The 22,381-nt window shown below is 49.6% G+C and carries 26 protein-coding genes and 1 tRNA gene; 10 read left to right on the top strand and 17 right to left on the bottom strand.

What is annotated here, in order from left to right; genetic code table 11:
- The first annotated feature begins 3 nt into the window (after positions 1 to 3).
- Positions 4 to 405: an ExbD/TolR family protein gene (locus tag ACZ483_RS03280; RefSeq protein ID WP_464324748.1), complete on the top strand. Its 402-nt coding sequence runs from the start codon at positions 4 to 6 to the stop codon at positions 403 to 405.
- 1 nt (position 406) lies between these two features.
- Positions 407 to 1,126 (top strand): YdcF family protein, encoded by a 720-nt coding sequence (locus ACZ483_RS03275; protein WP_464324747.1) that lies wholly within the window; start codon positions 407 to 409, stop codon positions 1,124 to 1,126.
- On the opposite strand, the gene proB is transcribed toward ACZ483_RS03275, so the two are convergent.
- From proB to ACZ483_RS03245, 6 genes are all read right to left on the bottom strand, one after another.
- Positions 1,120 to 2,190 carry a glutamate 5-kinase gene (gene proB, locus ACZ483_RS03270; protein WP_464324746.1) on the bottom strand — a complete coding sequence of 357 codons (1,071 nt, stop codon included), beginning with the start codon at positions 2,188 to 2,190 and terminating at the stop codon, positions 1,120 to 1,122. The genes ACZ483_RS03275 and proB overlap by 7 nt on opposite strands.
- Positions 2,187 to 3,254 (bottom strand): M20 family metallopeptidase, encoded by a 1,068-nt coding sequence (locus ACZ483_RS03265; protein WP_464324745.1) that lies wholly within the window; start codon positions 3,252 to 3,254, stop codon positions 2,187 to 2,189. The genes proB and ACZ483_RS03265 overlap by 4 nt, the downstream gene beginning before the upstream one ends.
- 360 nt (positions 3,255 to 3,614) lie before the next feature.
- A complete protein-coding gene (locus tag ACZ483_RS03260) occupies positions 3,615 to 4,295 on the bottom strand; it encodes a TIGR01906 family membrane protein (RefSeq protein ID WP_464324744.1) in 681 nt (226 codons plus the stop codon).
- A complete protein-coding gene (gene bioW, locus ACZ483_RS03255; RefSeq protein WP_464324743.1) occupies positions 4,244 to 4,981 on the bottom strand; it encodes a 6-carboxyhexanoate--CoA ligase in 738 nt (245 codons plus the stop codon). The genes ACZ483_RS03260 and bioW overlap by 52 nt, the downstream gene beginning before the upstream one ends.
- Positions 4,969 to 5,952: an S-methyl-5-thioribose-1-phosphate isomerase gene (gene mtnA / locus ACZ483_RS03250; protein ID WP_464324742.1), complete on the bottom strand. Its 984-nt coding sequence runs from the start codon at positions 5,950 to 5,952 to the stop codon at positions 4,969 to 4,971. The genes bioW and mtnA overlap by 13 nt, the downstream gene beginning before the upstream one ends.
- Before the next feature lie 2 nt (positions 5,953 to 5,954).
- Positions 5,955 to 7,184, bottom strand: coding sequence for a 2,3-bisphosphoglycerate-independent phosphoglycerate mutase (locus ACZ483_RS03245; RefSeq protein WP_464324741.1), 1,230 nt, complete (start codon positions 7,182 to 7,184; stop codon positions 5,955 to 5,957).
- Positions 7,185 to 7,200: 16 nt separating this feature from the next.
- On the opposite strand from ACZ483_RS03245, the gene ACZ483_RS03240 reads away from it, so the two are divergent.
- From ACZ483_RS03240 to ACZ483_RS03230, 3 genes are read left to right on the top strand one after another with little or no spacing between them, the layout of a single operon-like run.
- The gene (locus tag ACZ483_RS03240; RefSeq protein ID WP_464324740.1) at positions 7,201 to 7,788 is read left to right on the top strand and encodes a thermonuclease family protein; all 588 of its coding nucleotides are present in this window, start codon (positions 7,201 to 7,203) and stop codon (positions 7,786 to 7,788) included.
- Positions 7,788 to 8,348, top strand: a complete 561-nt coding sequence (locus ACZ483_RS03235) for a precorrin-2 dehydrogenase/sirohydrochlorin ferrochelatase family protein (RefSeq protein WP_464324739.1) — start codon at positions 7,788 to 7,790, stop codon at positions 8,346 to 8,348. The genes ACZ483_RS03240 and ACZ483_RS03235 overlap by 1 nt, the downstream gene beginning before the upstream one ends.
- Before the next feature lie 9 nt (positions 8,349 to 8,357).
- On the top strand, positions 8,358 to 8,942 hold the full coding sequence (locus tag ACZ483_RS03230) for a winged helix-turn-helix transcriptional regulator (RefSeq protein ID WP_464324738.1): 585 nt from the start codon (positions 8,358 to 8,360) through the stop codon (positions 8,940 to 8,942).
- Here ACZ483_RS03230 and ACZ483_RS03225 read toward each other — a convergent pair.
- Positions 8,884 to 9,354, bottom strand: coding sequence for a cytochrome P460 family protein (locus ACZ483_RS03225; RefSeq protein ID WP_464324737.1), 471 nt, complete (start codon positions 9,352 to 9,354; stop codon positions 8,884 to 8,886). The genes ACZ483_RS03230 and ACZ483_RS03225 overlap by 59 nt on opposite strands.
- Before the next feature lie 102 nt (positions 9,355 to 9,456).
- Between ACZ483_RS03225 and ACZ483_RS03220 the strand changes: the two genes are divergently transcribed.
- Positions 9,457 to 9,894: a DUF501 domain-containing protein gene (locus tag ACZ483_RS03220; protein WP_464324736.1), complete on the top strand. Its 438-nt coding sequence runs from the start codon at positions 9,457 to 9,459 to the stop codon at positions 9,892 to 9,894.
- Here the strand turns inward: ACZ483_RS03220 and ACZ483_RS03215 are convergent.
- Genes ACZ483_RS03215 through ACZ483_RS03185 form a run of 7 tightly spaced genes read right to left on the bottom strand, consistent with a single transcriptional unit; the run spans position 9,884 to position 16,313 of the window.
- The gene (locus tag ACZ483_RS03215) at positions 9,884 to 10,624 is read right to left on the bottom strand and encodes a tRNA (adenine-N1)-methyltransferase (protein ID WP_464324735.1); all 741 of its coding nucleotides are present in this window, start codon (positions 10,622 to 10,624) and stop codon (positions 9,884 to 9,886) included. The genes ACZ483_RS03220 and ACZ483_RS03215 overlap by 11 nt on opposite strands.
- Position 10,625: 1 nt before the next feature.
- Entirely contained in the window at positions 10,626 to 12,032 is a 1,407-nt protein-coding gene (locus ACZ483_RS03210) for a hypothetical protein (protein WP_464324734.1), read from the bottom strand.
- Positions 12,033 to 12,040: 8 nt separating this feature from the next.
- Entirely contained in the window at positions 12,041 to 12,613 is a 573-nt protein-coding gene (locus tag ACZ483_RS03205; protein WP_464324733.1) for a GTP-binding protein, read from the bottom strand.
- 1 nt (position 12,614) lies between these two features.
- Positions 12,615 to 13,697, bottom strand: coding sequence for a hypothetical protein (locus ACZ483_RS03200; protein ID WP_464324732.1), 1,083 nt, complete (start codon positions 13,695 to 13,697; stop codon positions 12,615 to 12,617).
- Entirely contained in the window at positions 13,694 to 14,023 is a 330-nt protein-coding gene (gene rsfS / locus ACZ483_RS03195; RefSeq protein ID WP_464324731.1) for a ribosome silencing factor, read from the bottom strand. The genes ACZ483_RS03200 and rsfS overlap by 4 nt, the downstream gene beginning before the upstream one ends.
- Positions 14,011 to 14,922, bottom strand: a complete 912-nt coding sequence (locus ACZ483_RS03190) for an outer membrane protein assembly factor BamD (RefSeq protein WP_464324730.1) — start codon at positions 14,920 to 14,922, stop codon at positions 14,011 to 14,013. Before ACZ483_RS03190 ends, rsfS begins: the two co-directional genes overlap by 13 nt.
- Positions 14,923 to 14,924: 2 nt before the next feature.
- The gene (locus ACZ483_RS03185) at positions 14,925 to 16,313 is read right to left on the bottom strand and encodes an Rne/Rng family ribonuclease (protein WP_464324729.1); all 1,389 of its coding nucleotides are present in this window, start codon (positions 16,311 to 16,313) and stop codon (positions 14,925 to 14,927) included.
- Between the two features lie 27 nt (positions 16,314 to 16,340).
- On the opposite strand from ACZ483_RS03185, the gene ACZ483_RS03180 reads away from it, so the two are divergent.
- The 3 genes from ACZ483_RS03180 to ACZ483_RS03170 all read left to right on the top strand — a co-directional run bounded on the left by ACZ483_RS03180 (position 16,341) and on the right by ACZ483_RS03170 (position 17,537).
- Positions 16,341 to 17,126, top strand: coding sequence for an LpxI family protein (locus ACZ483_RS03180; RefSeq protein WP_464324728.1), 786 nt, complete (start codon positions 16,341 to 16,343; stop codon positions 17,124 to 17,126).
- Positions 17,127 to 17,138: 12 nt separating this feature from the next.
- Positions 17,139 to 17,444: a dephospho-CoA kinase gene (locus ACZ483_RS03175; RefSeq protein WP_464324727.1), complete on the top strand. Its 306-nt coding sequence runs from the start codon at positions 17,139 to 17,141 to the stop codon at positions 17,442 to 17,444.
- 2 nt (positions 17,445 to 17,446) lie between these two features.
- Positions 17,447 to 17,537 (top strand) — tRNA-Ser (locus tag ACZ483_RS03170).
- A 2-nt stretch (positions 17,538 to 17,539) separates the two neighbouring features.
- Here ACZ483_RS03170 and ACZ483_RS03165 read toward each other — a convergent pair.
- Both ACZ483_RS03165 and ACZ483_RS03160 read right to left on the bottom strand, forming a co-directional pair.
- On the bottom strand, positions 17,540 to 18,274 hold the full coding sequence (locus ACZ483_RS03165) for a ZIP family metal transporter (protein ID WP_464324726.1): 735 nt from the start codon (positions 18,272 to 18,274) through the stop codon (positions 17,540 to 17,542).
- Positions 18,275 to 18,328: 54 nt separating this feature from the next.
- Positions 18,329 to 19,855 (bottom strand): multicopper oxidase family protein, encoded by a 1,527-nt coding sequence (locus ACZ483_RS03160; RefSeq protein WP_464324725.1) that lies wholly within the window; start codon positions 19,853 to 19,855, stop codon positions 18,329 to 18,331.
- Positions 19,856 to 20,084: 229 nt separating this feature from the next.
- Between ACZ483_RS03160 and argB the strand changes: the two genes are divergently transcribed.
- On the top strand, positions 20,085 to 20,984 hold the full coding sequence (gene argB, locus ACZ483_RS03155) for an acetylglutamate kinase (protein ID WP_464325165.1): 900 nt from the start codon (positions 20,085 to 20,087) through the stop codon (positions 20,982 to 20,984).
- On the opposite strand, the gene ACZ483_RS03150 is transcribed toward argB, so the two are convergent.
- Complete coding sequence (locus ACZ483_RS03150; RefSeq protein WP_464324724.1) at positions 20,972 to 22,378, bottom strand: TldD/PmbA family protein; 1,407 nt, start codon at positions 22,376 to 22,378, stop codon at positions 20,972 to 20,974. The genes argB and ACZ483_RS03150 overlap by 13 nt on opposite strands.
- Positions 22,379 to 22,381: the final 3 nt, after the last annotated feature.

The following is a 22,381-nucleotide window of genomic DNA, read 5'->3' as shown; positions in this document are numbered from 1 at the left end:
GGTATGAACCTTAGGAGAAGGGCTCGGTTAGGAAGCGACGAGAGGGCTTACATCGATGTTGTTCCTCTCGTTGATACGCTTCTGGCAGTCTTTCTGTTCTTAGCCGTTTTAGCCTTTCAGGCTCCCTTGACCTTCTTGGCGGTCAAATTACCCGAAGCTGAGAAGGGAGAGACACAAAGGATCAGGGCGGCGAGGGTTCAGATAACGCAGAAGGGGGCTCTTCTCTTAGAGGGAAAGCCGACCGATCTGAAGAGTATCGAGAGTTTTTTAAAAAAACATAAGCCTTCTTACCTAATCGTTGAGGCCGATGAAGATACGAAACACAAGTTCGTAGTTTACGTTATGGATGCCGCAAAGAAGTCCGGTGTTGAGAACGTTATAATAGCTGTAAGAAAGAAGCGCTAAGATGTTCTTTCTCAAAAAGCTGATTTCATATTTAATCCTCCCTCCTGGGATATACATAGCCCTCTTCCTTCTCATAGGAGTGTTTTCAAGGAAGAAGAGGATCGTCTACATCCCGGCGGTGGTAGGAGCCCTTTCCCTTTATCTCATATCCGTAGAGCCCTTCAAGGATCTGCTCTTTTATCCTTTGGAGAGAGCTTATCCCAGGCCGAAGGAAGTAAAGGGAGACGCCATAGTCGTTCTCGGGGGTGGTGCCTACAATTCCGGCTACCTTAAGGCGAGTTCCTACAAGAGGCTCATAACCGCATTCCTACTTCACAGGAGAACGGGGAGACCTTTAATACTCTCAGGTGGGGCGGCGATAGGGGTTATACCAGAGGCAAAGATAATGAAAGAACTCCTGTTAGAGTTCGGTGTGGACGAGGAGGACATATACGCAGATCTCAGGAGCAGGGATACGAGGGAGAACGCTCTCTATGTGAAGGAGATCTGTGGGAGGATAGGTTGCAAAGGTATAACCTTAGTTACCTCTGCATTCCACATGAAAAGGGCGGTCCGGGTTTTCGAGAAGGCGGGTCTAAAGGTTCAGCCCTACCCGACCGATTTCAAGTTCGAGGGTAGGTACAACCTCTACAGTCTATTTCCCAAGTACAGCGTTTTTTACGATTCCTCTATAGCGATAAGGGAGTACATAGGTTTAATTTTTTACGCCTTGGCTTACTGAAAGACAACGAGGTTGTCTCTGTGGATAACCTCCTCCTTGGTCGTTTTCAAGAGCTCCTTGACCTGATAGCCTTTCAGCCCGGCTATTCTCCTTATCTCTTCGCTTGAGAAGTTTACCTTCCCCTTCCCCACGGCTATCCCCTCGGGATTCACAACGCTGACAACGTCCCCCTTCGAGAAGTTGCCCTCAACCTTTATTACTCCCGCGGGGAGGAGGCTCTTCCCCTCCCTCACTGCTCTAACCGCTCCCTCATCTACAAAGAGGACACCCTTGGGCTCCTCCACCATTGCCATGAACTTAAGTCTGCTCCTGATTTTCCGCTGGGAGGGAACAAATAGAGTTCCCGAAGTCTTCAATTCTCGCAGGTTCCTGAAGTCGTCCTCCTTACCTGTGACGATCACCGGAATTCCTATGGATACGGCGAGCCTCGTAGCCTCAAGCTTGCTCCTCATTCCTCCACTTCCGAACTCCGTTCCCGTTCCCCTGACAAGCTTCATCGCCTTCTCTATGTCCCTTACCTCCTTAACCACTCTGCCTTTCTCGTCCAGTAGTCCGCCGGAGGAAGAGAGGATCACGAGTAGATCCGCCTCCATCATGTAGCTTACGTAGGCGGAGAGAAAGTCGTTGTCTCCAAAAATAAGCTCGCTCACAGCCACCGTGTCGTTCTCGTTTACTATCGGGATTATCCCGAGCCCTAACATCCTTTCCAAAGTATTCCTGGCGTTCTTGAACCTGTCCTCGTTCCCCTTTTTGAAGATGTCGCTGGTGAGTAGGACCTGTCCCACCGTCAGGTCGTAGTTGGAGAATATGGTGTCATAGATGTGCATGAGGTAAGCCTGTCCTATACCGGAGAGCGCCTGTCTCAAAGTGAGCTCTCCTGGTTTCTTCTCGATCCCCAGCTTCTTGGCACCGCAGAGAACCGCTCCCGAGGACACTATCAAGATCTCGTCTCCAAGACTTTTGAGCTCCTTTACCGACTCAGCGAGCTTCGAAAGGAACTTTAGGTCTATATCTCCCCTCTCGGTCTGAAGAAGGTTCGAACCTATCTTGAAGACTATCCTCATCTCAGCTTCTCCATTAACCTGAGGAAGAAGAGGGTCATCCTCTCGAGGTCCTCCTCACTTATGCTCTCCCTGTCAGTATGACTATCCTTGAGACTCCCGTGTCCAAAGATTACGCAGGAGAGACCTGCCCTGTGGTAGTTAGCCGCATCGGTCCAGGAGGGCATCGTCCCCCTCTCAGGTCTCTCCCCGATAGCCTCCTCGTAAGCCTCCTCTAAGACCTCCACGAAACCGTCGCACCCGAAGTCTATGTATTCCTCCACGTCCTCGAGCCTGTAATCGATCTTGCAGGAGGTATTTATCTCCTTGAGGATCTCCCTTATCCTGCCATCGAGAGTCTTCCAGCTTTCCCCTCTGAAGAGCTTTATCTCCAAGAGCATCTCGCACCGCTTGGGTACGACGTAGTTCTTTGAACCTGCCCTGATCATGATTACGTTTACAGGTCTATCGAGACCTTCTTCCAGCCTCCTAACTATCTCCATACACACCTTTACTGGGTTCTCCACCTTTTCAAACTCCGCTCCGTGGGCACCTTCTCCAATTACGGTGACGATGAACTCCATAGCTCCCATCTGGGAGGTGCAGAGCATGCCGTAGGTGGGCTCTAAAACGAGGCAGAACCTTTCCCCTTCGAGGAGTTCGCTCATCTTTTCCGAACCGAGGGCGGAGTTGTTCTCCTCATCCACCACGAAGGCTAAGGAAACGGGGAGTTCCTCTTCAGGGTACCTTTCCTTGAACAGTTCCACAGCGGTGATGAGCGAAGCTAAGGGACCCTTCACGTCACTTGCTCCCCTTCCGTATATCCTCCCATCGATCTCCTTCGGTTTGAAAGCTTCCCTCATATCTATCGGCGGGACAGTGTCCACATGGCAGGAGATCAGAACAGGCTTCTTCCCTCTGTAGAAAAGGTTGTATCTCCTTCCATCAACAGACTGCCTCTGGAGTTCTATCCCCTTCTCCCTTAGATTTTCCTCTATGAACTTCTGAATAGACTCCTCCCTTCCCGAAACGCTCCTTATAGCTATCAGCTCCTTAAGAATCTCCTTTACTCTCTTCCGGATCTCCATAAGATAATAGTTTAGGTGAAGTAGAGGCTCCTGCTACTCTTTGAAATACTTTTAATATCACTCAGCCTGTATATCCTGAAGCCTCTCTTTGCGGAGAAGATAGCATTCCGGTGGAGGACACAAAACTCAGGAAAAGCTCCAAAGTCGGCCTCGATATAGCCTTTTCGAAGCCCGAAAGAAAAGCGAGTCCCTCAGATACGGACTTGGAGAAGAGGGAGTCGCTCTCTGGCTCTGGACTATCTCGCTAAGGCTGGGGTTATACGGAGATACAAACTAATAAAAGAATCCAGGGAGGAGGCGAGGAGGAGAGAAGATCTGTTGCAGAGCTTAAGGCGAACCCCCATCAGATAAGATCCTACTTTAAGATGATCTCCTATATCTGATCAGGAGTATTCCCGAGAATAGAGAGACAAGGGAGAGTAGAAGGGACATACCTATTACCAGGAGCGTTCCATCGTACCAAAACTTCATGGGATAGATCCTGAGTAGAGTATCGGTATACTTGAACCTCCAGGAGTAGGGATCAAAGACATAGTTGTGGAAGAGTTCAAAGGCAAGGTCGTAGTTCGTTATCGAGAAGAAGGCTACGCCCAGAATCAGGATTAGAGAAAAGAGAGATGAACCTAACAACGTCCAGCCTACAAGTTTCCTGTCCCTAAGATAGAGAATAGAAAGGAGGGAGAGAAGAACGGATAGGTAAACGAAGGGAAAGAACCAGCCTAAGAAGTTCTTTACATCCTCCATATGTTTGATCTCTCTGGGAGTGAAGGCAGGTCTCCCGTCTGGTAGCCGTGCCCTTTTGAACTCCTCCATCCCTTCGTCGGAGAGAACTGCCCTCAGTCCGAGCTTTGCGAGATACTTTCTATAATCGTCCTCCATCCCGTACCTATCTTTTGGAAAGTCCGCCTTCGAGTACTCCCAGTCGATGAACCATTCGTTGAAGGCTATCCTCGTAGGTACTCCCACAAAAATTATTGGACTCAGTAAGATTACGAGAAGTGAGGCAAGGAGCTTATCAAAACCGCCCTTCTTTCCAAGCATGCTATTACTTCCCCTACCCTTTCTCTCTCGATAAAGTATATCCGACCCCCCAAAGGATCTCCTCTTTCTTTTAAAGGCGTTATCCTAACGTAACCGAGCTTTAGAGAGGCAACGTAGCCCGTAAGGTAATCTGGATCATCGCTCCAGCAGAGTTCGGCGAGGACACCGCAAAAGAGGTTCTTGATGGCAAGGGCGAGGGCATCGAGGGTCCTCTCGGTAAAGCCTCTGCTCAGCAGTTCTTTCCTGACCGCGGGGCGGTCCATCCAGTCCACCCTAACCGTCCTTATTCCCCGCTCGGGATCTGGCTCAAGTCTTTCCCCTGTTCTTACGTCCATCAGGACCGCACCCCTCATGTTCCCACCCTTAGGATTCGCACCCTTCGAGAGGAGTTCTACACCTCCCCTTGCCACCTCTCTGGGAACTCCCGACTCCACGAGCTTCTTCATGGCAAACTCCCTTGCAGACTCTACCGAGGAGAAGGAGTAGGAGCTGATCGGTAGGGATAGATCTACTACTTCTACGCTTTTAAGCCTTTCCAAGGTTATTATAAGGCTGTCGTGCTCCTTCGGTCTTCTTAAAAGCCCACAGAGTGTTTGGGGTATGTCGTTTTCCTCGATTATCCGTTCCGCTCCGGATACGTGTCTCTCCCTAAGGGAGGCTCTCATCCTCACGCTCAGGAGAGGCATCTCTTTATATTTTCCTCATTGACGGGTTTTATTATCCCCTTTTCCGTGATGATCGCGGTTATGTTTTCTGCAGGGGTAACGTCGAAGGCTATGTGGATTGCAGGAGACCCTTCGGGGGCTATCTCCACGCCGAGACAACTCTTGAGCTCCTCCTCACTCCTCTCCTCTATGGGGATATCTTTTCCGCTATTTATAGCAAGGTCGAAGGTCGAAGAGGGGGCAGCGACGTAGAAGGGGATTCCGTGCTCCTTCGCCAGAACGGAAAGGGAGTAGGTTCCTATCTTGTTTGCCACGTCCCCCCTCGCGGTTATCCTGTCCGCTCCGAGTATGACGAGATCCACGAGCCCCCTGCTCATAAGGAAGCCCGCGGTTGAGTCCGTTATTATCCTGTGGGGTATGTTTTCCTTCAGAAGTTCCCAGGCGGTGAGCCTTGATCCCTGGAGGTAAGGTCTTGTCTCATCGACCCAGACAGTAATTCTCTTCCCGGCGTAGTGGGCTGAGCGTATAACTCCGAGAGCTGTTCCCCACCCGGCTGTGGCTAAGGCTCCCGTGTTGCAGTGGGTAAGTATCCTCGCCTCTTCCGGTATGAGCTCGTTGCCTATTTCCCCCATCCTCCTGTTCGCTTCGTAGTCTTCTATCTCTATGTTCTTTGCCTCCTCCTCTATGTCCTCTCCTGAGTTGTAAGCAGATAACATTCTCTCCAAAGCCCAGAAGAGGTTGTAGGCTGTGGGACGGGTGTTCTTTAGAGTCTCGTAAACCTCCCTTGGATCAAACCCCTTTCTTACACCAAGGACAAAGCCGTAAGCGGCGACGCATCCTATAGCCGGAGCTCCCCTGACCGCCATGTCCTTTATGGCTCTTGCGACATCTTTATGATCCTTGAGCTCGAGCCAAACCTCCCTCTTAGGGAGCTCTCTCTGGTCTAAGAGGAGCAGGTGATCTCCCTTCCAGTAGAAGGCTTTAACTTCCATCTTTAAGCTCCGTACTTCTTGAGTCTGAGGGCGTGAGCCAGAAGGAGGTTCATCTTCTTCTGGGCGGGTATTGTGCCGAGCTCTCCCTTTAGACACTCCCTTTCCGTAAACCTCTCCGAAGTTCCTCCCAGGGTGTAAGGGGAGTGAATCAGTAGGGGGACGGGATGCCAAGAGTGACCTTTAAGTATCGAGGGGGTGGAGTGATCTCCGGTTATCGCGAGGACGTCGGGTTTGAGGTCGAGTAGATCGGGGAGATGTCTGTCGAACTCCTCCACAACGGACACCTTTCCTTCCCAGTTTCCGTCCTCTCCGTAGGAGTCCGTCTTCTTTATATGGAGGAAGAAGAAGTCGTAGCTCTCCCAAACCTTTCTGAGCGCTCTTATCTCGTCCTCTATGGTGTTTCCATCGAACTCGATCACATCCATGCCGACTAAGCTTGCGAGGCCCTTGTACATGGGATAAACCGCTACGCAGCAGGGTTTTAGTCCGAACCGCTCCTCCATCGTCGGTATGTTCGGCTTTTTGGAAAAGCCCCTTAGGAGGATGTAGTTGGCTTTGGGCTCATCCCTGAGTATCTTGGAGACCTCCTCTATAAACTTCCTCACTACGCGGGCGACCTTTTCAGCGTTAGGGTTCCTTCCAACGGGCTCCAAGGGCTCCTTACCGACCGCCTGGGGATCGGTGTCGTTTATCTCGTCGCTTCCTTCGGGGAGGGGTTCGGGGAAACGAAGAACTATGGCGGTCCTGTGCTCCATACTGGGAGCCATTATCACCTTCACTCCCTCTATCTCCTTTAAGTTCTCCTGTATCTTCCTCGTTATCCTCCTGTTTTCCTCGGTTGGTATCCTCCCTGCCCTCCTGTCCTTGACTATCGGTCTCCCGTTCACGTACTCTACGGTGGCGTAATTTCCCCTTATCGCTATGTCCGTCTCTCTGACCTCTAAGCCGAGTCCGAGGGCTTCCAGTATTCCTCTTCCTATCTCGTACTTTATCGGGTCGTAGCCGAATATACCGAGATGACCGGGACCGCTCCCCGGTGTGATCCCGTAGTCTACCGGAATGTGCATTCCTAAGGCAGACCTCTTAGCAAGCTCGTCGAGATTAGGTGTATTGGCGAGTTCGAGCTCCGTCTTTCCGTCCTTAACAGGTAGGCCTCCCAAGCCGTCGAGGACCACCAGGAGTATCTTGGAATTGTTCCTCTGGACAAGCTCCTCAATCACTCCCATATCCATAGTATAGAATAAACACATGCCCAGGAAAGTTCCCCTTTCGAGAAGAGGAGTATCTTACCTTCTCGTTCTTCTCGTCCTGTACGTCTTCTATCAGCTTGCCGAGGAACAGTTCAAGAAGATAGGCGGAGCAGACGTGAGCGCCGAAAACCTCGATAAGGTTCCATGCAAGGTGGTAAAGGTCTACGACGGGGATACCTTCAAGTGCAGGCTCGAGAGCGGAGAGGAGGTTAAGGTGAGACTGATAGGCATAGACACACCTGAGAGCAGGAGGAACAAAAAGGCGTACAGGGACGCCGAGAAGAGCGGGAGATCGGTGGAGGAGATAATCAGACTTGGAAAGAAGGCTTCGGAGTTCACCAAGAGGCTCATACCTCCGGGTACGATCGTTTACTTAGAAACGGACGTCCAGCTCCACGACAGGTACGGAAGGCTCTTAGCTTACGTCTATCTCCCCGACGGAAGGATGCTCAACGAGGTCCTTGTTGAGGAGGGTTACGCTACAGTTTACACCGTCCCTCCCAACGTCAAGTACGCCGAAAGGCTTGTAGAACTTCAGAGGAAGGCGATGATGGAGAAGAGGGGACTCTGGGCGGAGGGGATGTGATGCCGTTCTTTCCTGTTTTTATAGACCTTTCAAAGAAAAAGGTTCTCGTCGTCGGCGGTGGAAGGGTTGCCACGAGGAAGGTGAAGAACCTACTGAGGTTTACAGAAGACATAACCGTTGTAGCTCCTAAGGTAACTCGAGAGCTCGATGAGATTTACAGGGAAGGGAGGATAAGACTGAAGAGGAGGAGGTTTCTCGCTCAGGACCTGAAGGAAGCGGACGTCGTGATTGTAGCGGTAGATAACGTAAAGCTTCAGGAGAGGATATACAGGCTCTGTGAGAGAAGAGGGATACTATGCAACTCGGTGGACTCTCCGGAGTTCTGCAACTTCCTATTCCCTTCCCTCGTAATCAGGGGAGATCTTGTTATAGGGATAAGCTCTTCGGGGAAAGTTCCCGCTCTCTCCAGAAGGGTTAGGGAGATTGTAGAGAGATGCCTTCCCGAAAGTATAGAGGAGGTGCTGGAGGAACTGAGCAGGGAGAGAAGAAGAATGGAGAAGGGAGAAGAGAGACAGAGGAGGATAACGAAGCTCGTTGATAGGCTCCTGCCTTTAGAGTAAATTCTGAGAATGGAGGGAAAGAGCGTTCTCCGTTGCAAGTGGGCTCTCCAGATAGTCCTGAAGCTCACCGAGGGGCAGAAGAGGCCCTCCCAGCTTCTGAGGGAGATAGAGGGTCTGAAGGAGAGGGTCCTCTTCGACAGGCTCTCCCGCCTTATGAAGGGAGGACTCATCGGAAAGTGGACTGTGGAAGGCTATCCAAAGGAGTCCTACTACTACTTGAAGAACTCGGAGGAGTTCTTGCCTCTGAGAGAGTGGCTCTCTTCGGTAGATCTTCCGGTGGAAGATATGGTGAGGCTCTTCTCCTGCAAGTGGACACTCCCTATAATGGAGCTCCTCGAGGAGCCGAAGTCCCCCTCGCAGATAAGAGAGATGCTCGACGGCATATCTGACAAGGTTCTTCAGGAGAGGCTCAAGAGGCTCGAAGATCTTAACCTCGTTCATCGTGAGGTTCTCCCCACGAGACCACCGAAGGTCCTCTACTCCCTGTCTACCGAAGGGAAGGACGTACTCCCTACGCTCAAAAGACTGGAGAACTTCACTCTTTGTAAACCGAGAAGACGTAGTCCCTCTCCCTCACCTGAGCGTGGCAGCTGAAGCAGTCCCTCTTCATGTTCTTCACCAGATTCTTTCCAGAGCCATCGTAGGCGTAAAATCCCCATCCTCCAGTGTCTTTGAATCTCTTAGAGTCCTTGATCATAAATGCCTCTATCTTCTTCCTCCCTTCGGTGTAAGCTCCTTCCGACTCTTTGGCTTCGTAAAGGAGAAATACGAGAACCGAACCGTCCGGAAAGCTCCTCTTTCCGCCTTTCTTCACCGCCTTCAGGGCTATATCGTTGGCATATACGTGATGGATGCCTCCGAAGGGGTTATAGAGGGGATGCTTCTCGCTGTAAATTACCATGCTTTTTACGTGGTTCCACCCCTTGTACTCTTCCGTGCCTATCCTGTAACCTCCGGCTACGGCTACAGAAAGAATGAGACCGAGTGAAAGAGCTCTCCTTCCCATGGCTTCACCTCCTTGGGATAAATCTCGTAAGTTATTGATACTTGTCAATTTCCGAAAATTCGGTAATGGACTTACCGGAAAGTCAGTATAGTTTAAAAACTTATGAGGGCTGTGGAGAACCCTATCGTGGTCTTCGAGAACGGCATATACAGGCCCGAACCGACGAGGTTCTGGATATTAGACAGGGACCTGAGAGGTGCGATATCTAAGCTCGAGTCGGAGGGTTGGATAAGAAAGCTCTCCGAGGAAATAACATCAAACGGGGAGCTGTTCGAGTTCTTTATAAAGCTCCACGAGAAGGAGGTAAAGAAGAGGAGGGAGATATTGAGAAGAGACTTTCTACAGATCTACGAGGGAACGGGTAAGTGGGATCTCGTGTGCAAGAGAGTTCTGTTAAATCCAGACGTCGGTATCGGGGGGATAAGGAACTTCAGGGCGAAACCCTTTAAGGTGAGGTGCCTCCACCTATGGACAGCCTACCACCTGGGAGATGAAGAGTTCAGAAATCCTATAGGGGAGTTCGTTCTATCTAAGATCTGATCTTTCTGGCAAAGAGTAAATATGCGGTATGTCCGACCATAGTGTCCTCCGGTCTGAAGCGCTCACCGACGGTCTTGTAGTATCTGTGGAGTATCTCGAGTACCTCGATACCTCCGAAGAGCCCCTCCATACACTTCAGGAGGTCTATCACCTGATTCGCCGTGGGAAGAAGGAAGCCGACGGGAGCTCCTTCCTTCAAACCTCCGTGAACCTTTTCGAGATAGGGGATGGGATCCCTTACATCTACAAAGGCGGCATCGAAGAAATTTTCAGGAACCTCAGCCTTTGCAAAATCCTCGTTATGAAACCTGACGTTCTCTCCGAGGCCGAACCTTTCCATGTTCTTCTTGGCGAGTTTGTAAAACTTATCAACCGCCTCGTAGGTGTATACCTCCCCGGCGAGCCTTGAGAAGACAGCACAAAGGGCGCCACTCCCGGTCCCGAACTCAAGAACCTTCGAACCTTTATCTATCCCCAACTTGAAGGCTATATAGAAGGCGTCCTTTGGATAAATTATCTGGGTCTTCCTCTCAAAGCCGAGGACGATCACCTCCTCGAGGGTGGGCTTGAAAATCTCGAACTTCCCCAGCCTTATACCTTCAGGCTTTCCCACGAGCTCAGAGAACCTTAGGACGTCTTTCCTCACGTTCAGGTTCCCCCTGGGTTCGAGGCGACGGAGGTACCTCTTCTCCCCATACCTTATCAGTATCCAGTCGCCTTCCTTGAGCATTCTAACCCTTTATCTTAAGGTACTTGTCTATGTCGAGAACCTTGAATATGTCCTTAAAAGGTCTGAGTTGGAACTCGAGCTCCTCCTCCTGTTTCTTCTCACCTATCTCCTGAGATCCAAGATCGAGCATGAAGGAGAGAAGACTTAGAAGTTTCTCCTCTTCCTCCTCACCGGGATTCTTGGTGAGATGGAACTTCCCCTCGGAGAAAGTCAGGAAAGGGTAGCGCACGGCCTCCCGCAGGACTATCGTGTTAGTTCTCGTCGGGGAGTGTTTCATGAAGATGCTCAGAACCTCGTTGATCATGAAAAGGTAGACGAGGGAAGCTATGTTGTCCACCTTCTTTTGAAAGTACAGGCTGACGAAGTAGGGCTCTTCGAACTTCAGTGAGTCGTTGATCCTGAAGGCGCCCTCGCTCTCCATCAGGGACATAAGGAGCTTCCCGTCCTTAAAGACTATGAACCTGTCTCCTCTCTTTTCAGAGATCAGAAGGAGAGCGTTCTTCTTATACTTACTTAGACCTAAAAAGAGCTTGCTTATTTCCATGAAGTGACTGCTCACCGTATCTATCTCGGGCTTTGTCAGGTACCTCATCGCTATGAACTTCACGACGTTGTTGTCTAAGGACACGAGGCTGAGGTCGGCGTTCCTGTCGGGGGATAGGAAGAACTCAAAGACGTCGAAATCTATCGGATATACGGCAAAGATCTCGCCGTTTTCGTAGAAAAGATTTATTGTATAGGTCTGTGAGGATATTCTGGCTATTCCGGAAAATTTACCGTTCTTCAGGCTCTCGAGGATCGTGACTATGTTTACCTTCTTGAGAGGGACGCTCTCCATCATGTACTCTATCTCTAAAGCCTCCGCAATCTCACTCTCTCTGAACTCGTATATGTCAAGCTTTCCCTCTGCGAGCAGGTCCTTTACTCTCCTGAGCAAGGAAACTATAGGCTCTTCCGAGAGGACGATAACTTCTATAAGGTTTTTACCTTCAAAGAAGGAGGTCTCAGGATCTCTCTCGAAGGCTCTAAAAATCGCATAGGGTGATATTATCTTATCAACTATATGATCAAGTTCCTTCCTCACTACGGTTGCCTGAATCATTAGCTCGTCGTTGCCGACCGGTGTTTCAAGGGGGATTCCCTTTACGTCAGCGCTTTCATAGAAGGCAAAGAACCCCTCAGGATTAGAGAGCATTTCTGCAAGGCAGTAAACCAGCAGGTTGTAAGCGTTTACCTTCTTTTTAAAACCGTTCAGATCACACTTGAACTCCCTTATCAGGCCGTCCTCCACTCTGAGGGACAAAAAGTATCGGTTCACAAAGAGCTCTAAGGTTCCCGACCTACCTTGAAGGAGACCAGTTAATATATCGTTCAGGCTCCGAGCGTCCCCGATATAGCCGTAGAACATACTCCAATTTATCCTACCATCTTTCTGAACTTATCCAAGAGCTCCCCCACAATTAGGTCGAAGGTCTCCTCAACACCTTTACCCTCCACCGCCACAGCCTCTACAGATTTCTTTCCCGGTATGGAGACCTCTTTCTGGAGAACCTCTAAAGGCAAGGCGTCGGGAAGATCTCTCTTGTTGTACTGGATCACAACAGGAGTATCATCCAAGGTTTTACCGTACATCTTAAGGTCGCTTTCAAGAACGCTTATGAACTCTTTATTTTCCAACAACCTTTTTTCTGAGGAGTCCACAACAAAGACCACTGCATCAGCTCCCCTCATGACCATTCTTCTTATATCCTTGTAGATATTCTGTCCCGGGATCGTATATATGGAGAAGGAGATTGTGAACCCTTCCATATCCATCTTCTTGGTGATGAAATCAAAGACGAGGGTTCTCTCCTCCTTGGTGTCGAAGCTCAGGACATCGAGACCACTTGATTTGGCAAGTTGCTCTATATTTGTGGTCTTTCCAGACATGGCTATGCCGTGATAGACAACCTTGAATTTCACCGTCCCCCTCGACGGATCCATTAGCATCTTACTCCCTCCTTTTAACTTTTAGTCTATTCCAGTTCAAACAGTTGCCACATACGGGGATGTACCTCTCCTGTTCCTTGCCACAGATGGAGCACTCCCAAAGCTTTAAAATTTCCAACAGATCTCTGTAACACTCCCTCAACTCCTTTTTGTTTATAAGATCTTTTATCGGAGCGGGGAGGCTGTCTTTTAGTTCCTCGAGCCTCTCTTCCATGCCGAGGTTCAGGTAAAGGAGGGCAAGAACCAAGGTGTCAAGCTCTTCCTTCTTCCCTTCGACAAACTCCATTAGATCCTGGTTTACAACGTTCCTCTCCACCATAAGGAGGACAAGCTCGTTCTGAAGGCCTGTTTCGAAAGCCCTCTGGATACCCTTCCTCCTCTTCTTGCTCTCCTCGTGCGAACTCAAGACAAAGAGAGACAGAAGGGAGGGGGGGAACTTCTCAGCTTCGTCCACCCTGCCCATATCGGCAAGCATTGCTCCAAGAATCCTTTTTTCCTCTTCACGCAGAACCCTCTCACTCCTCTCCAAGACGTCCCTCTGTAGGTCGAGAGCCTTTTCCCGTTCCCCATTTAGATAGTAGAGAGAACGCAGGAGCCTCTTAGCCCTCAGGTTTTCGGGGTTCTTTCCCGCCGCCTTCTCGAGGAGATCTATCGCCCTCTCCCTGTCTTCCCGATGAAGATCTTCCGCTAAGGCGGTCTCAACTATTCCCCCCTCGTACCTTTGCAGGTAAAGGGACGGTGTTTTGAACTGCTCCCTCAAGCTTTCAATATAGAGGGGTATTATCTCCTCCCTTCCTATGAGCTTGGAGAACTCTTTCTCAGCGGAAGAGAGATACCCTGTCCAGAGCTTATGGAGACCGTTCCTGAGTCTCTCCCCATACCTCCTCCAACCGATAGACCTTATTTCAGAGAGTACGTACGATATAAGGAAGCCCACAATGAAGCTTATCAGCACTATCAGGAAGAGAGGAAACTCAAGGGAGTAACGGAAGAAGGTAAGTTTCGCCGGCTCGAGGTTGTAGTAAGCGAATACGAGCGCGAGAATAAGCACGAGTATGAAGAGAGCTACCTTTAGAACTATCATACTTCCACCCTCCGGGCTTCAGACCATATCCACTCTATCCCGTAGTGTTCCCTCCACTCCGGTGTGAATATGTGGACTATTACGTCGAGGAGGTCTATGAGTATCCAGTTACCAAACTCCATACCCTCGACGTGATCCACCTGATATCCAGCTTTCTCTGCCTCCTCAGCTATGTAATCGGCGACCGCCCGAGCGTGAACGGGGGAGTTAGCCGTGGCTATAACAAAGTAATCGGCTATGTTTGTAAGCCTCGAAACATCGAGTATGACTATATCCTCAGCCTTCTTATCTTCCAGCTTCTCCTTTATAAGCTTCAGCTTTTCCATCCCTTCCTCTTTAGCAGGTTCTCCAGCTCCCTGTAATATTTCGTAGCTCCATAGACCTCTTTATACTTCTTTATAGCCTTGAGAGCTTCTTTTCTTGCCTTCCTTCCGATCTCCTCCCACCTTTCGATCTCCTTCTTGAGGAACTCGAGCCTCCTCTTTACCGCTTCCCGTTCCTCTCCCTTCACATCCTCTAACTTGTCCTGCGTCTCCTCTATAAGGTCTTCAAGCTTGTCCTTTTCCATCTCTACCTGCCTGTCAACAAGGAGTAGCGAACGTATATAGCGGTAGGCTACCTCCTCCTCGGAGACATACTTCGGGAAGTTAACGAGTATCTCCTGATACCTCAGGGCAGCGGAGTAGGTATAGCCATAGTCCTCGTAGAACTTTGCTATGAGATACTCGTGTTTTGCAATCTTCGTATAAGCCTCGTCTATTAGCTCCTGAACCTTATGATAGAAGGCACTCCTTGGGAAGCGTGTCAAAAACTCCTTAGCCTTGTCTATAGCTTTCCAGGTGTACTCCTGATCCCTGTAAGGATCTGGGGCTATCTTTATGTAGCTATCTATGAGTAAGTAGTACGCCTCCTCGGTTCTTGGAAGCTTAGGATAGTAGAAGATGTAGTCTTCGAGAGCTACGACGGCGTTCACGTAGTCTTCATCCAAGTAGTAGCTCTTCCCGAGGAGAAACTTGGCGTTCTCTATCTGCTTGGGAGTTAGGTAATCCATGAACTTCAAAGCTTCGTTGAACTTGAAAGCAGCTTCTCCGTAATCCTTCTCCCTGAAAGCCTGAAGGGCTTCCTTGTAATACTCCTGTGCCTTCTTTGCCCTCTTCTCCTCCGTCATCTTCGCACAGCCCACAAGGAGCAGGGCGATCAAGAGAATAGATAGAAACCTCTCCATCCTCATCCCGCCAAGAACATCTCGTAGTAATCAAGGGGAACGTCGCACTCTTCCCTGACAGAGACCCACTCTTTCAGATTCGTCCTCTCCAGTAGTTTTTCTATCCTCTCCCTGAGCATGGGGTTTATCCTTATCTCTAAGTACCTGCCCTTGAAGTAGCCGAGCTCTTTCTCTATCTCGTACAGAACGACCTCGGGGCTCTTTATAAAGCCCTTACCTTTGCAGTAGGGGCAGTCCACGGAGAGGAGTCTCGTGACGCTGGGGGTTTCCTTCTTCCTAGTCATCTCCAGTAGACCGAGTTGAGTTATCCCGTAAATGTGAACGCTGGAGCCCTCGTCTGCGAAGAGTTCTCTCAGTCTCTTAACAAGGAGTTCCCTGTTTCTCCTGTCCTTCATGTCTATAAAGTCGATGACTATTATCCCACCTATATCCCTGAGTTTTATCTGCTTCGCTATCTCCTCAGCAGCTTCAAGGTTCGTCTTTAGCGCGTTCTCCTCGAGAGTTTCTCCACAGCCTGCACCACTGTTTACATCTATCACAGTCATAGCCTCGGTCTCCTCAATTATCAGGTAGCCTCCGCCCCTGAGCCACACATACTTGGCAAAGAGCTTCGTCATAGCCTTGTCCAAACCGTACTTTTTGAAGAAAACGCTGATGTTTCTAACGTATCTAACCTTGTTTAAAAGTTCTGGAAAGTTCTCCTCTATGTAAGCTAAAAGCTCAGTCCAGAGATCCCTGTCGTCCACAACTATCTCCTCTATGTCCTGCCAGTTGTTTCTTATAAGCTGGGCGTAGAGAGGAACTTCTTCGTAGAGAAGCCCCGTTTTCACAACCTCGGCTTTCTTCCTGATCTCCTTCCACTTTCCCCTGAGATCCTCTAAATCCTTGAGTATACCCTCCTCCGGAGCTACGACTGCCGAGGTTCTCACTATTGCACCTTCGTCCTTGAGGACACCCTCAATAAGCTCCTTCAACCTCTCTCTCCTCTTTACGTCTTCTATCTTTGAGGAGACAAACACTCTCTTCGACGTAGGAAGGTAAACGAGATACTTTCCGGGAATGCTGATCCTACAGGTGACCTTTGCTCCCTTATCATCTATCGGTTCCCTCTTTACCTGCACTATCATCTCCGAACCCACTTCGGGGAGGGAACACTTCTCATCCTCCTCTCCCATGCCCTTGAGAGGCAAGTAAGCTTCCCTATCAAGACCTATATCCAAAAAAGCTCCGTCTAAGCTCTTTGCGAACCTCTTGACTTTCCCCTTGAAAATGCTCCCTGCTATCCTGTTCGCTTCTCTGTTCTCCACCTTTATCTCCGTTATCTCTTTCTCTTTCAGGAGGAAGGAAAGAATAAGGTTCTTACTTGCCGAAACTATAAGGCGAACATCCATTGGGAGATATTTTAAAGTATTTTTGGTATGTCTATAGGTCTTATAGCTGGAAAGGGAAGCCTCCCAGAGGAGTTCAGGAGGCTCGCAAAGAAGAGAGGAGAGGAAGTATTTACCGTAGGCGTGAAGGGGATCACAGATATAGAAAGCGATGAACTCCTACCAATAGGAAAGGTCGGGAGGCTCGTAAAAACCTTGAAGAAAAAGGGAGTGAGGAAACTCGTTATGCTCGGCAAGTTCGAACCCCGCCTGCTCTATACGAGCCTTCTAAGTTTCGATCTGAAAGCTCTAAGCGTTCTCAGAAGATCCAAGGACAGAAGACCGGCAAACCTGATAAGTGCTTTTATGGAGTTTATGGAAGAGGAAGGCTTCGAGTTCATAGATCCGAGACCTTACCTTGAGGAGATCCTCGCACCCGAAGGCACCTTTGGAAGGATAGAACCTTCGGAAGAGGCTATGGAGGACGGCGTTTTCGGATTCATAATAGCTAAGGAGCTTGCGGAGCTCGATGTAGGTCAGACAGTGGTGGTAAAGGATAAGGCTGTGGTTGCTGTGGAGGCTATGGAGGGGACACAGGAGACCATAAAGAGAGGGGGGAAGATCGCGGGCAAGGGGACGAGGGTCGTAAAGGTGGCAAGGAAGGTTCAGGACTTCAGAATAGATGTCCCAACTGTGGGGATAGAAACGCTCGAGATGATGGCTGATGTGGGGGCTGATACCCTCTTCCTTGAGGCAGGGAAGGTCTACGTTGTGGAAAAGGAGAAGTTCGTAAAACGGGCGGACAGGCTCGGTATAGCCGTGGTTGGATTGTGCTAAAATTGAGCTACTATGAAATACGAATGGGAGAAGTACAAGGAGAAAGTTTTTGAACTAAAAGAGATCTTCAAGAACAGAAACGAAGGTACAGAAACGGAAGTAGACATCGTGCTTCCTGGTGACGAAGACTACGAATCTGAAACGGGACTACCCTACGTGAGGATACGTTTTTATATCAACGATCACGTCCATGAGAGAAGGATGGAGTTGTACGAATACCATCTGAGGAAGGACCTGCAGGATCTTGTTAATCTTATAGAACATTTCATCCAAGAGTTCGAAATGGAGATAGAGCAGAGCGAGTACGGAGGCGGTTAGAAGGAGGGGTGGCCGAGCGGACGAAGGCGGGGGATTTGAAATCCCTTGAGGGTTCGCAGCCCTCCGTGGGTTCGAATCCCACCCCCTCCGCCAGCTTAGATAGAATCCAAAAACAGCATAAGCAGAAAGCCCAAAAGAAAACTCAGAGTTACGGCAAACTCCCTATTTTTCGAGGAGTATATCTCGGGCAGAACCTCCTTAACGGTAACGTAGAGCATAGCTCCGCCTCCGAAACCGAGACCCAAAGAGAGTAGATCCTCAAACACGTCCATGAGGAAATATCCCAAAATAGCGAAGAGAGATTCAATTAGACCACTCCCCAATCCGGCAAGAAGAGGAGCCATGAGATTATTGGTTGCCACCATCAGGGGAAGAGTAACTACAAGACCCTCTGGAATATCCTGGATTGCTATAGCCAGAGCGAGAGGCACACCCGTTTCCCAAGAGTAGGATGCCGATATGCCGACACTTATACCTTCGGGTATATTGTGAATTGTTACTCCTATTACTATAAGTGTTAGCTTCCTTAGTTTTTCACCGCCTAAGGCTCCTTCTCTCCCCTTCACGACGTGTTCGTGAGGAGAAAGGTTTTCTATCAACGTCATAACAGAGAAGCCGAAAATGGTTCCTAAGGCGGTGGGTAGAAATCCCCCCAATTCTATACCCGGAAGTATCAGACTCGTAAAACTCGCAACGAGCATAACCCCAGCAGCAAAGGAAAGACTAACGCTTATATCGAGGAGAGGACTTTTAAAGACAACAGCCAAGAGGCTACCAGTGAAGGTCCCCAATGTAAGCAGTAAGGAGAGGACCCAAATACTTTCGAGCACAGATATGAATTATAAAAGGGAGAGGAGGCACGGCAGGACCTCCTCTAAAGTGGGCTATACCCTCCTCCATATCCCCATCATTCCGATATCTTCGTGGCCGAGGATGTGGCAGTGGAAAACGGTATCTCCCGTGTAATCTAACACCGGGACGAGCATGGTAACGGAGCCCATGGGTGGAACGTTTATGGTATCTTTAAAGCCGTTTATCGTTGTGTAAAGCTGGGCGTAGTTGGGATCTCCTCCACGAATGTTGAGTATAACCGCTCCGTCCGTGTGCTGGTGGAAGGGGTGATCCATTCCCGTTTGGTTTACGATCGTCCAAACCTCGTAGGTCCCTACAGGGGATTCAAGGATGTAAGGATTCTCGTCAAAGACCTGCCTATTTATAGCTCCTCTACCACGGACAAAGTTAAGGGACATCCTAACCCGCCTGAGGCTGGATGTATCCATCCTTCTGAGAGACGCGACCCATTGGGCTATCTCCGAGTTTATAGAAGTTGGTATCTGATCGTTTGTAGAGGCACCGCTGTACTCAAGAGTTAGGAGAGTGACCGTTCCCGCGCCGTTTATAGAGCTGGATACGAGTTGATAGGTCCCCGGCGCCTGATCCGCCTTGACGAGAATATCAGCCCTTTCTCCTGGTGAGAGGATTATCTCAGTAAGAGGAACGGGCTGATCGAGAAGGTTGTTGTCCGTGCCGACGAGATACATCGTGTGACCCTGGAGGGACAGCCTTAGATATCTATAAGCACAAGCGTTGAGTACCCTCCACCTTTGAACCTGTCCGGGCTGGATAGTGAGAACAGGGTTGACCTGCCCATTCACCATAACCGTGTTTCCAAGGATCCTCATGTAGTCCATCCTGTTCCAGGTAGTGGGCAGTCCATTTGCGATGGAGATGTCCGTAATGATCATTATGTGCTCTTCGTAGTTTTGAAGGTCTGGAACGTCGTCCTCGACTATAAGTGCTCCCCCTGCAAGACCCCTCCAGAACTGCTCGCCAACGGTTCCGTGGTAGTGGGGGTGATAAAAGCCCATCATACCTCCCCACTGTTTGGATAGGTCGTACTCGAAGGTTATGGAGTCGCCCGAATTGAAGGTGAGGAATATGTTGTCTGCGTTTCCTGCAGGGGAAACGTGCCATCCGTGGGTGTGGAGATTGGTGATGCTCATATCCTTCCCGAGAATATTGGTTCCGGTTATGTCCGCATTCTGGGGTAGATTGTTGGTGAAGTGAACTCTAAGGATATCCCCCTGTTTAACCCTTATCGTTGGTGCCGGATAGGAACCGTTGTAAAGCATCATCGTAACCGTCTGACCGTTTATAGTGGTCTGAGCCCTCATTGGAGATATAGAAGTTTCGACTACGTTGCCGTTCCTAATCAGCTGTGCAAGAGGTGGATCCTGGAAAGGTGCCCCCGGAGGTGGGCTTGAAGTTCCACCGCCACCGCCTCCACCGCGTCTCATCATACCCGTGAGCTGGTCTCCAGCTCCGCTTCCTCCTCCGCAGGATTGGATCAGACCAGCTGCCGCTCCCACGCCCATGTAGGCGAGGAACTGTCGCCTGCTTATTCCCCTCATGCTGCACCCTCCTTAGATTTTTTTTCGAGAAAGATTTTTATCTGGGAGGTACTCGATTTTTTATAAGAATTTCTTAAATCTACCAAATATGTAAAAATCTACGAATATTATTAATTTCATATAATTCCTGTGCTTTAAAACTTAGAACTACCCACAGCTGCAAGAGCTTGTAAATTAAAATTTCTTTATAATCTAAAAAGAGTGATTAATGTTCTATGCAAAGAGTTCCATGGAAAGGCTAATAGAGAAGGCAAAAATACTCCAGGAAGCTCTCCCTTACATAAGGGAGTTTCACGGTAAGGTTTTCCTAATAAAGTACGGTGGCTCGGCTATGACGAGGGAGGATCTGAGGGAATCCTTTGCGAGGGACGTTGTCCTTCTCAAATACGTAGGTATAAATCCCGTTATAGTTCACGGAGGAGGTCCTCAGATAAGCGTGACGTTGGAGAGGTTTGGGATAAAACCAAAGTTCGTTGGAGGGATGAGGAAGACCGATGAGGATACGATGCACGTGGTAGAGATGGTTCTTTCCGGAGATATAAACAAAGATATAGTAGCCCTGATAAACCGCCACAGCGGTGAGAAGCTCTACGCCGTCGGTATATCTGGACGGGACGGGAGACTCTTAAAAGCGAGGAAACTGAACAAGGAGAGCTATTTTAAAGAGCTGGGTCTTCCCGTTCCCGAGGAGGATGTGGGTTTTGTTGGGGAGGTGGTGGGTGTGAACAGTGAGCTTATCTTCGCCCTTATCGAGAAGAACTTCATACCTGTGATCGCTCCCGTGGGTGTAGGAGAAGAGGGGGAAGCTTACAACGTAAACGCCGATATTGCCGCCTCGGAGATTGCGAAAGCCCTGAGAGCAGAGAAGTTAATATTCTTAACCGATACTGAAGGCGTAAAGGACGAAAAGGGGAAGCTGATATCGACGCTGACCAAGGAGAGGGCGCAGGAGCTGATAGAGAAGGGTGTCATAAGGGAGGGCATGATACCTAAGGTAAGGTCAGCACTCAGGGCTATGGAAGCAGGTGTGAGGAAGGTTCACATAATAGACGGAAGGGTTCAGCACTCTCTCCTTTTAGAAATATTTACCGAAAAAGGTATAGGAACGGAGATAGTTCAGCAGAGCTGACAACCCCCTAAGGTGAGATTCCTTATCCTGACCGTTGGCTGGGCATCGGTAACAGGAACACCCTGACCGTCCTTACCACAGGTTCCGATCGCCCATCCGAGGTCGTTCCCCACCGCGTCTATATCTTGAAGTGCCTTGGGTCCGTTCCCTATCAAGGTTGCACCTCTGATCGGATAGGTTATCTCCCCGTTCTCTATCATGTAGCCTTCCATTATCTCGAAGACGAAGTCCCCCGTAACCGTGTTCACCTCTCCCCCGCCCATTTTCACGACGTAAACACCTTTCTTAGTATCCTGAAGTATATCTTCGGGATTGTCCTTTCCTTTGTCTATATAGGTGTTGGTCATCCTAACTATCGGGACGTGGGCGTAGCTCTGTCTTCTTCCATTTCCTGTAGACTCCTTCCCCTCCTTCATAGCTCTGAGACGATCGTACATGTAACCTACGAGGTAACCGTTCTTTATAAGAACCTTCCTCTGGGCAGGGACCCCCTCATCGTCCACCGTGAAAGAGCCGTTGTGCTCAGGCAACGTCGCATCGTCTATTACCGTTACGAGTTCACTTGCCACTTTCTCGCCGAGCTTTCCCGAGTAAACCGAAAGGCCCTTCTGGACGAGGTCAGCCTCCAAACCGTGTCCGACCGCCTCGTGGATCATCGTTCCTCCCGCCTGAGAGGAGAGAACTACCGTGAACTGACCTGCCGGTGCGGGCTTGGCGGTTAGCATGAGGAGGGCTCTCTCCGCAGCTTTCTGGGCTACCAGCTCCGGAGGTGTGTGTTCGAATATTTCGAAGCCTTTCCTTCCTCCCAGAGATTCGTAACCCCTCTGGAGTGTCTCTCCGTCACTTGCTACAACCTCGACGAAGAAAACAACCCTCTTCTGGGTGTCCTCAGCCATCTCACCCAAGTTGTTTACGACCAGAATTTCCCTTGTTTTGTCCATAAGGACCGAGAGAACCTGCTTTATCTTGTCACCGTAGCTCCTCGCCTTATCCTCAGCCCTTTTGAGTATCTCAGCCCTGTAGTGGAGATCTGTAGAGTCTGGATCTATTATCGTAGGAGTCCAGCCCTCTGTGTACCTGAGTCCAATAGCGACGGGTCCGTATCCCTCACCCCTCGCGAGGGTCTTGACGAGCTCCATAAGGTTCTCGAAGGTTGGTTCGGTGGTGTATCCGTAGTAGGTTTTTCCGTTTTTTATTAACCTTATTCCTACACCTTCATCGTAGCCGTGGGATATTTTTCCCAGCTTTTTGTCTTCGAGCTCCATTCTTGTCGTTCTCGAGCGCTCGTAGAATATCTCCCCGTACTCTCCTCCTTGGGAGAGTAGGTTTGAAAGGATTATCCCAGCTTTATCCTTTATAAGCTCTTTTACCTCGTTAACCTTAGATTCAATCATGAT

The sequence above is a fragment of the Hydrogenivirga okinawensis genome (assembly GCF_055385515.1).
The sequence above is the reverse complement of the archived record's forward strand: the minus strand, read 5'-3'. Positions and strand labels throughout refer to the sequence as shown.

Coding starts and splice junctions, on each gene's coding strand:
- ACZ483_RS03280 (WP_464324748.1), top strand. CDS start 4: ATGAACCTTAGGAGAAGGGCTCGGTTAGGAAGCGACGAGAGGGCTTAC.
- ACZ483_RS03275 (WP_464324747.1), top strand. CDS start 407: ATGTTCTTTCTCAAAAAGCTGATTTCATATTTAATCCTCCCTCCTGGG.
- proB (WP_464324746.1), bottom strand. CDS start 2,190: ATGAGGATAGTCTTCAAGATAGGTTCGAACCTTCTTCAGACCGAGAGG.
- ACZ483_RS03265 (WP_464324745.1), bottom strand. CDS start 3,254: ATGGAGATCCGGAAGAGAGTAAAGGAGATTCTTAAGGAGCTGATAGCT.
- ACZ483_RS03260 (WP_464324744.1), bottom strand. CDS start 4,295: ATGCTTGGAAAGAAGGGCGGTTTTGATAAGCTCCTTGCCTCACTTCTC.
- bioW (WP_464324743.1), bottom strand. CDS start 4,981: ATGCCTCTCCTGAGCGTGAGGATGAGAGCCTCCCTTAGGGAGAGACAC.
- mtnA (WP_464324742.1), bottom strand. CDS start 5,952: ATGGAAGTTAAAGCCTTCTACTGGAAGGGAGATCACCTGCTCCTCTTA.
- ACZ483_RS03245 (WP_464324741.1), bottom strand. CDS start 7,184: ATGGATATGGGAGTGATTGAGGAGCTTGTCCAGAGGAACAATTCCAAG.
- ACZ483_RS03240 (WP_464324740.1), top strand. CDS start 7,201: ATGCCCAGGAAAGTTCCCCTTTCGAGAAGAGGAGTATCTTACCTTCTC.
- ACZ483_RS03235 (WP_464324739.1), top strand. CDS start 7,788: ATGCCGTTCTTTCCTGTTTTTATAGACCTTTCAAAGAAAAAGGTTCTC.
- ACZ483_RS03230 (WP_464324738.1), top strand. CDS start 8,358: ATGGAGGGAAAGAGCGTTCTCCGTTGCAAGTGGGCTCTCCAGATAGTC.
- ACZ483_RS03225 (WP_464324737.1), bottom strand. CDS start 9,354: ATGGGAAGGAGAGCTCTTTCACTCGGTCTCATTCTTTCTGTAGCCGTA.
- ACZ483_RS03220 (WP_464324736.1), top strand. CDS start 9,457: ATGAGGGCTGTGGAGAACCCTATCGTGGTCTTCGAGAACGGCATATAC.
- ACZ483_RS03215 (WP_464324735.1), bottom strand. CDS start 10,624: ATGCTCAAGGAAGGCGACTGGATACTGATAAGGTATGGGGAGAAGAGG.
- ACZ483_RS03210 (WP_464324734.1), bottom strand. CDS start 12,032: ATGTTCTACGGCTATATCGGGGACGCTCGGAGCCTGAACGATATATTA.
- ACZ483_RS03205 (WP_464324733.1), bottom strand. CDS start 12,613: ATGCTAATGGATCCGTCGAGGGGGACGGTGAAATTCAAGGTTGTCTAT.
- ACZ483_RS03200 (WP_464324732.1), bottom strand. CDS start 13,697: ATGATAGTTCTAAAGGTAGCTCTCTTCATACTCGTGCTTATTCTCGCG.
- rsfS (WP_464324731.1), bottom strand. CDS start 14,023: ATGGAAAAGCTGAAGCTTATAAAGGAGAAGCTGGAAGATAAGAAGGCT.
- ACZ483_RS03190 (WP_464324730.1), bottom strand. CDS start 14,922: ATGGAGAGGTTTCTATCTATTCTCTTGATCGCCCTGCTCCTTGTGGGC.
- ACZ483_RS03185 (WP_464324729.1), bottom strand. CDS start 16,313: ATGGATGTTCGCCTTATAGTTTCGGCAAGTAAGAACCTTATTCTTTCC.
- ACZ483_RS03180 (WP_464324728.1), top strand. CDS start 16,341: ATGTCTATAGGTCTTATAGCTGGAAAGGGAAGCCTCCCAGAGGAGTTC.
- ACZ483_RS03175 (WP_464324727.1), top strand. CDS start 17,139: ATGAAATACGAATGGGAGAAGTACAAGGAGAAAGTTTTTGAACTAAAA.
- ACZ483_RS03160 (WP_464324725.1), bottom strand. CDS start 19,855: ATGAGGGGAATAAGCAGGCGACAGTTCCTCGCCTACATGGGCGTGGGA.
- argB (WP_464325165.1), top strand. CDS start 20,085: ATGGAAAGGCTAATAGAGAAGGCAAAAATACTCCAGGAAGCTCTCCCT.
- ACZ483_RS03150 (WP_464324724.1), bottom strand. CDS start 22,378: ATGATTGAATCTAAGGTTAACGAGGTAAAAGAGCTTATAAAGGATAAA.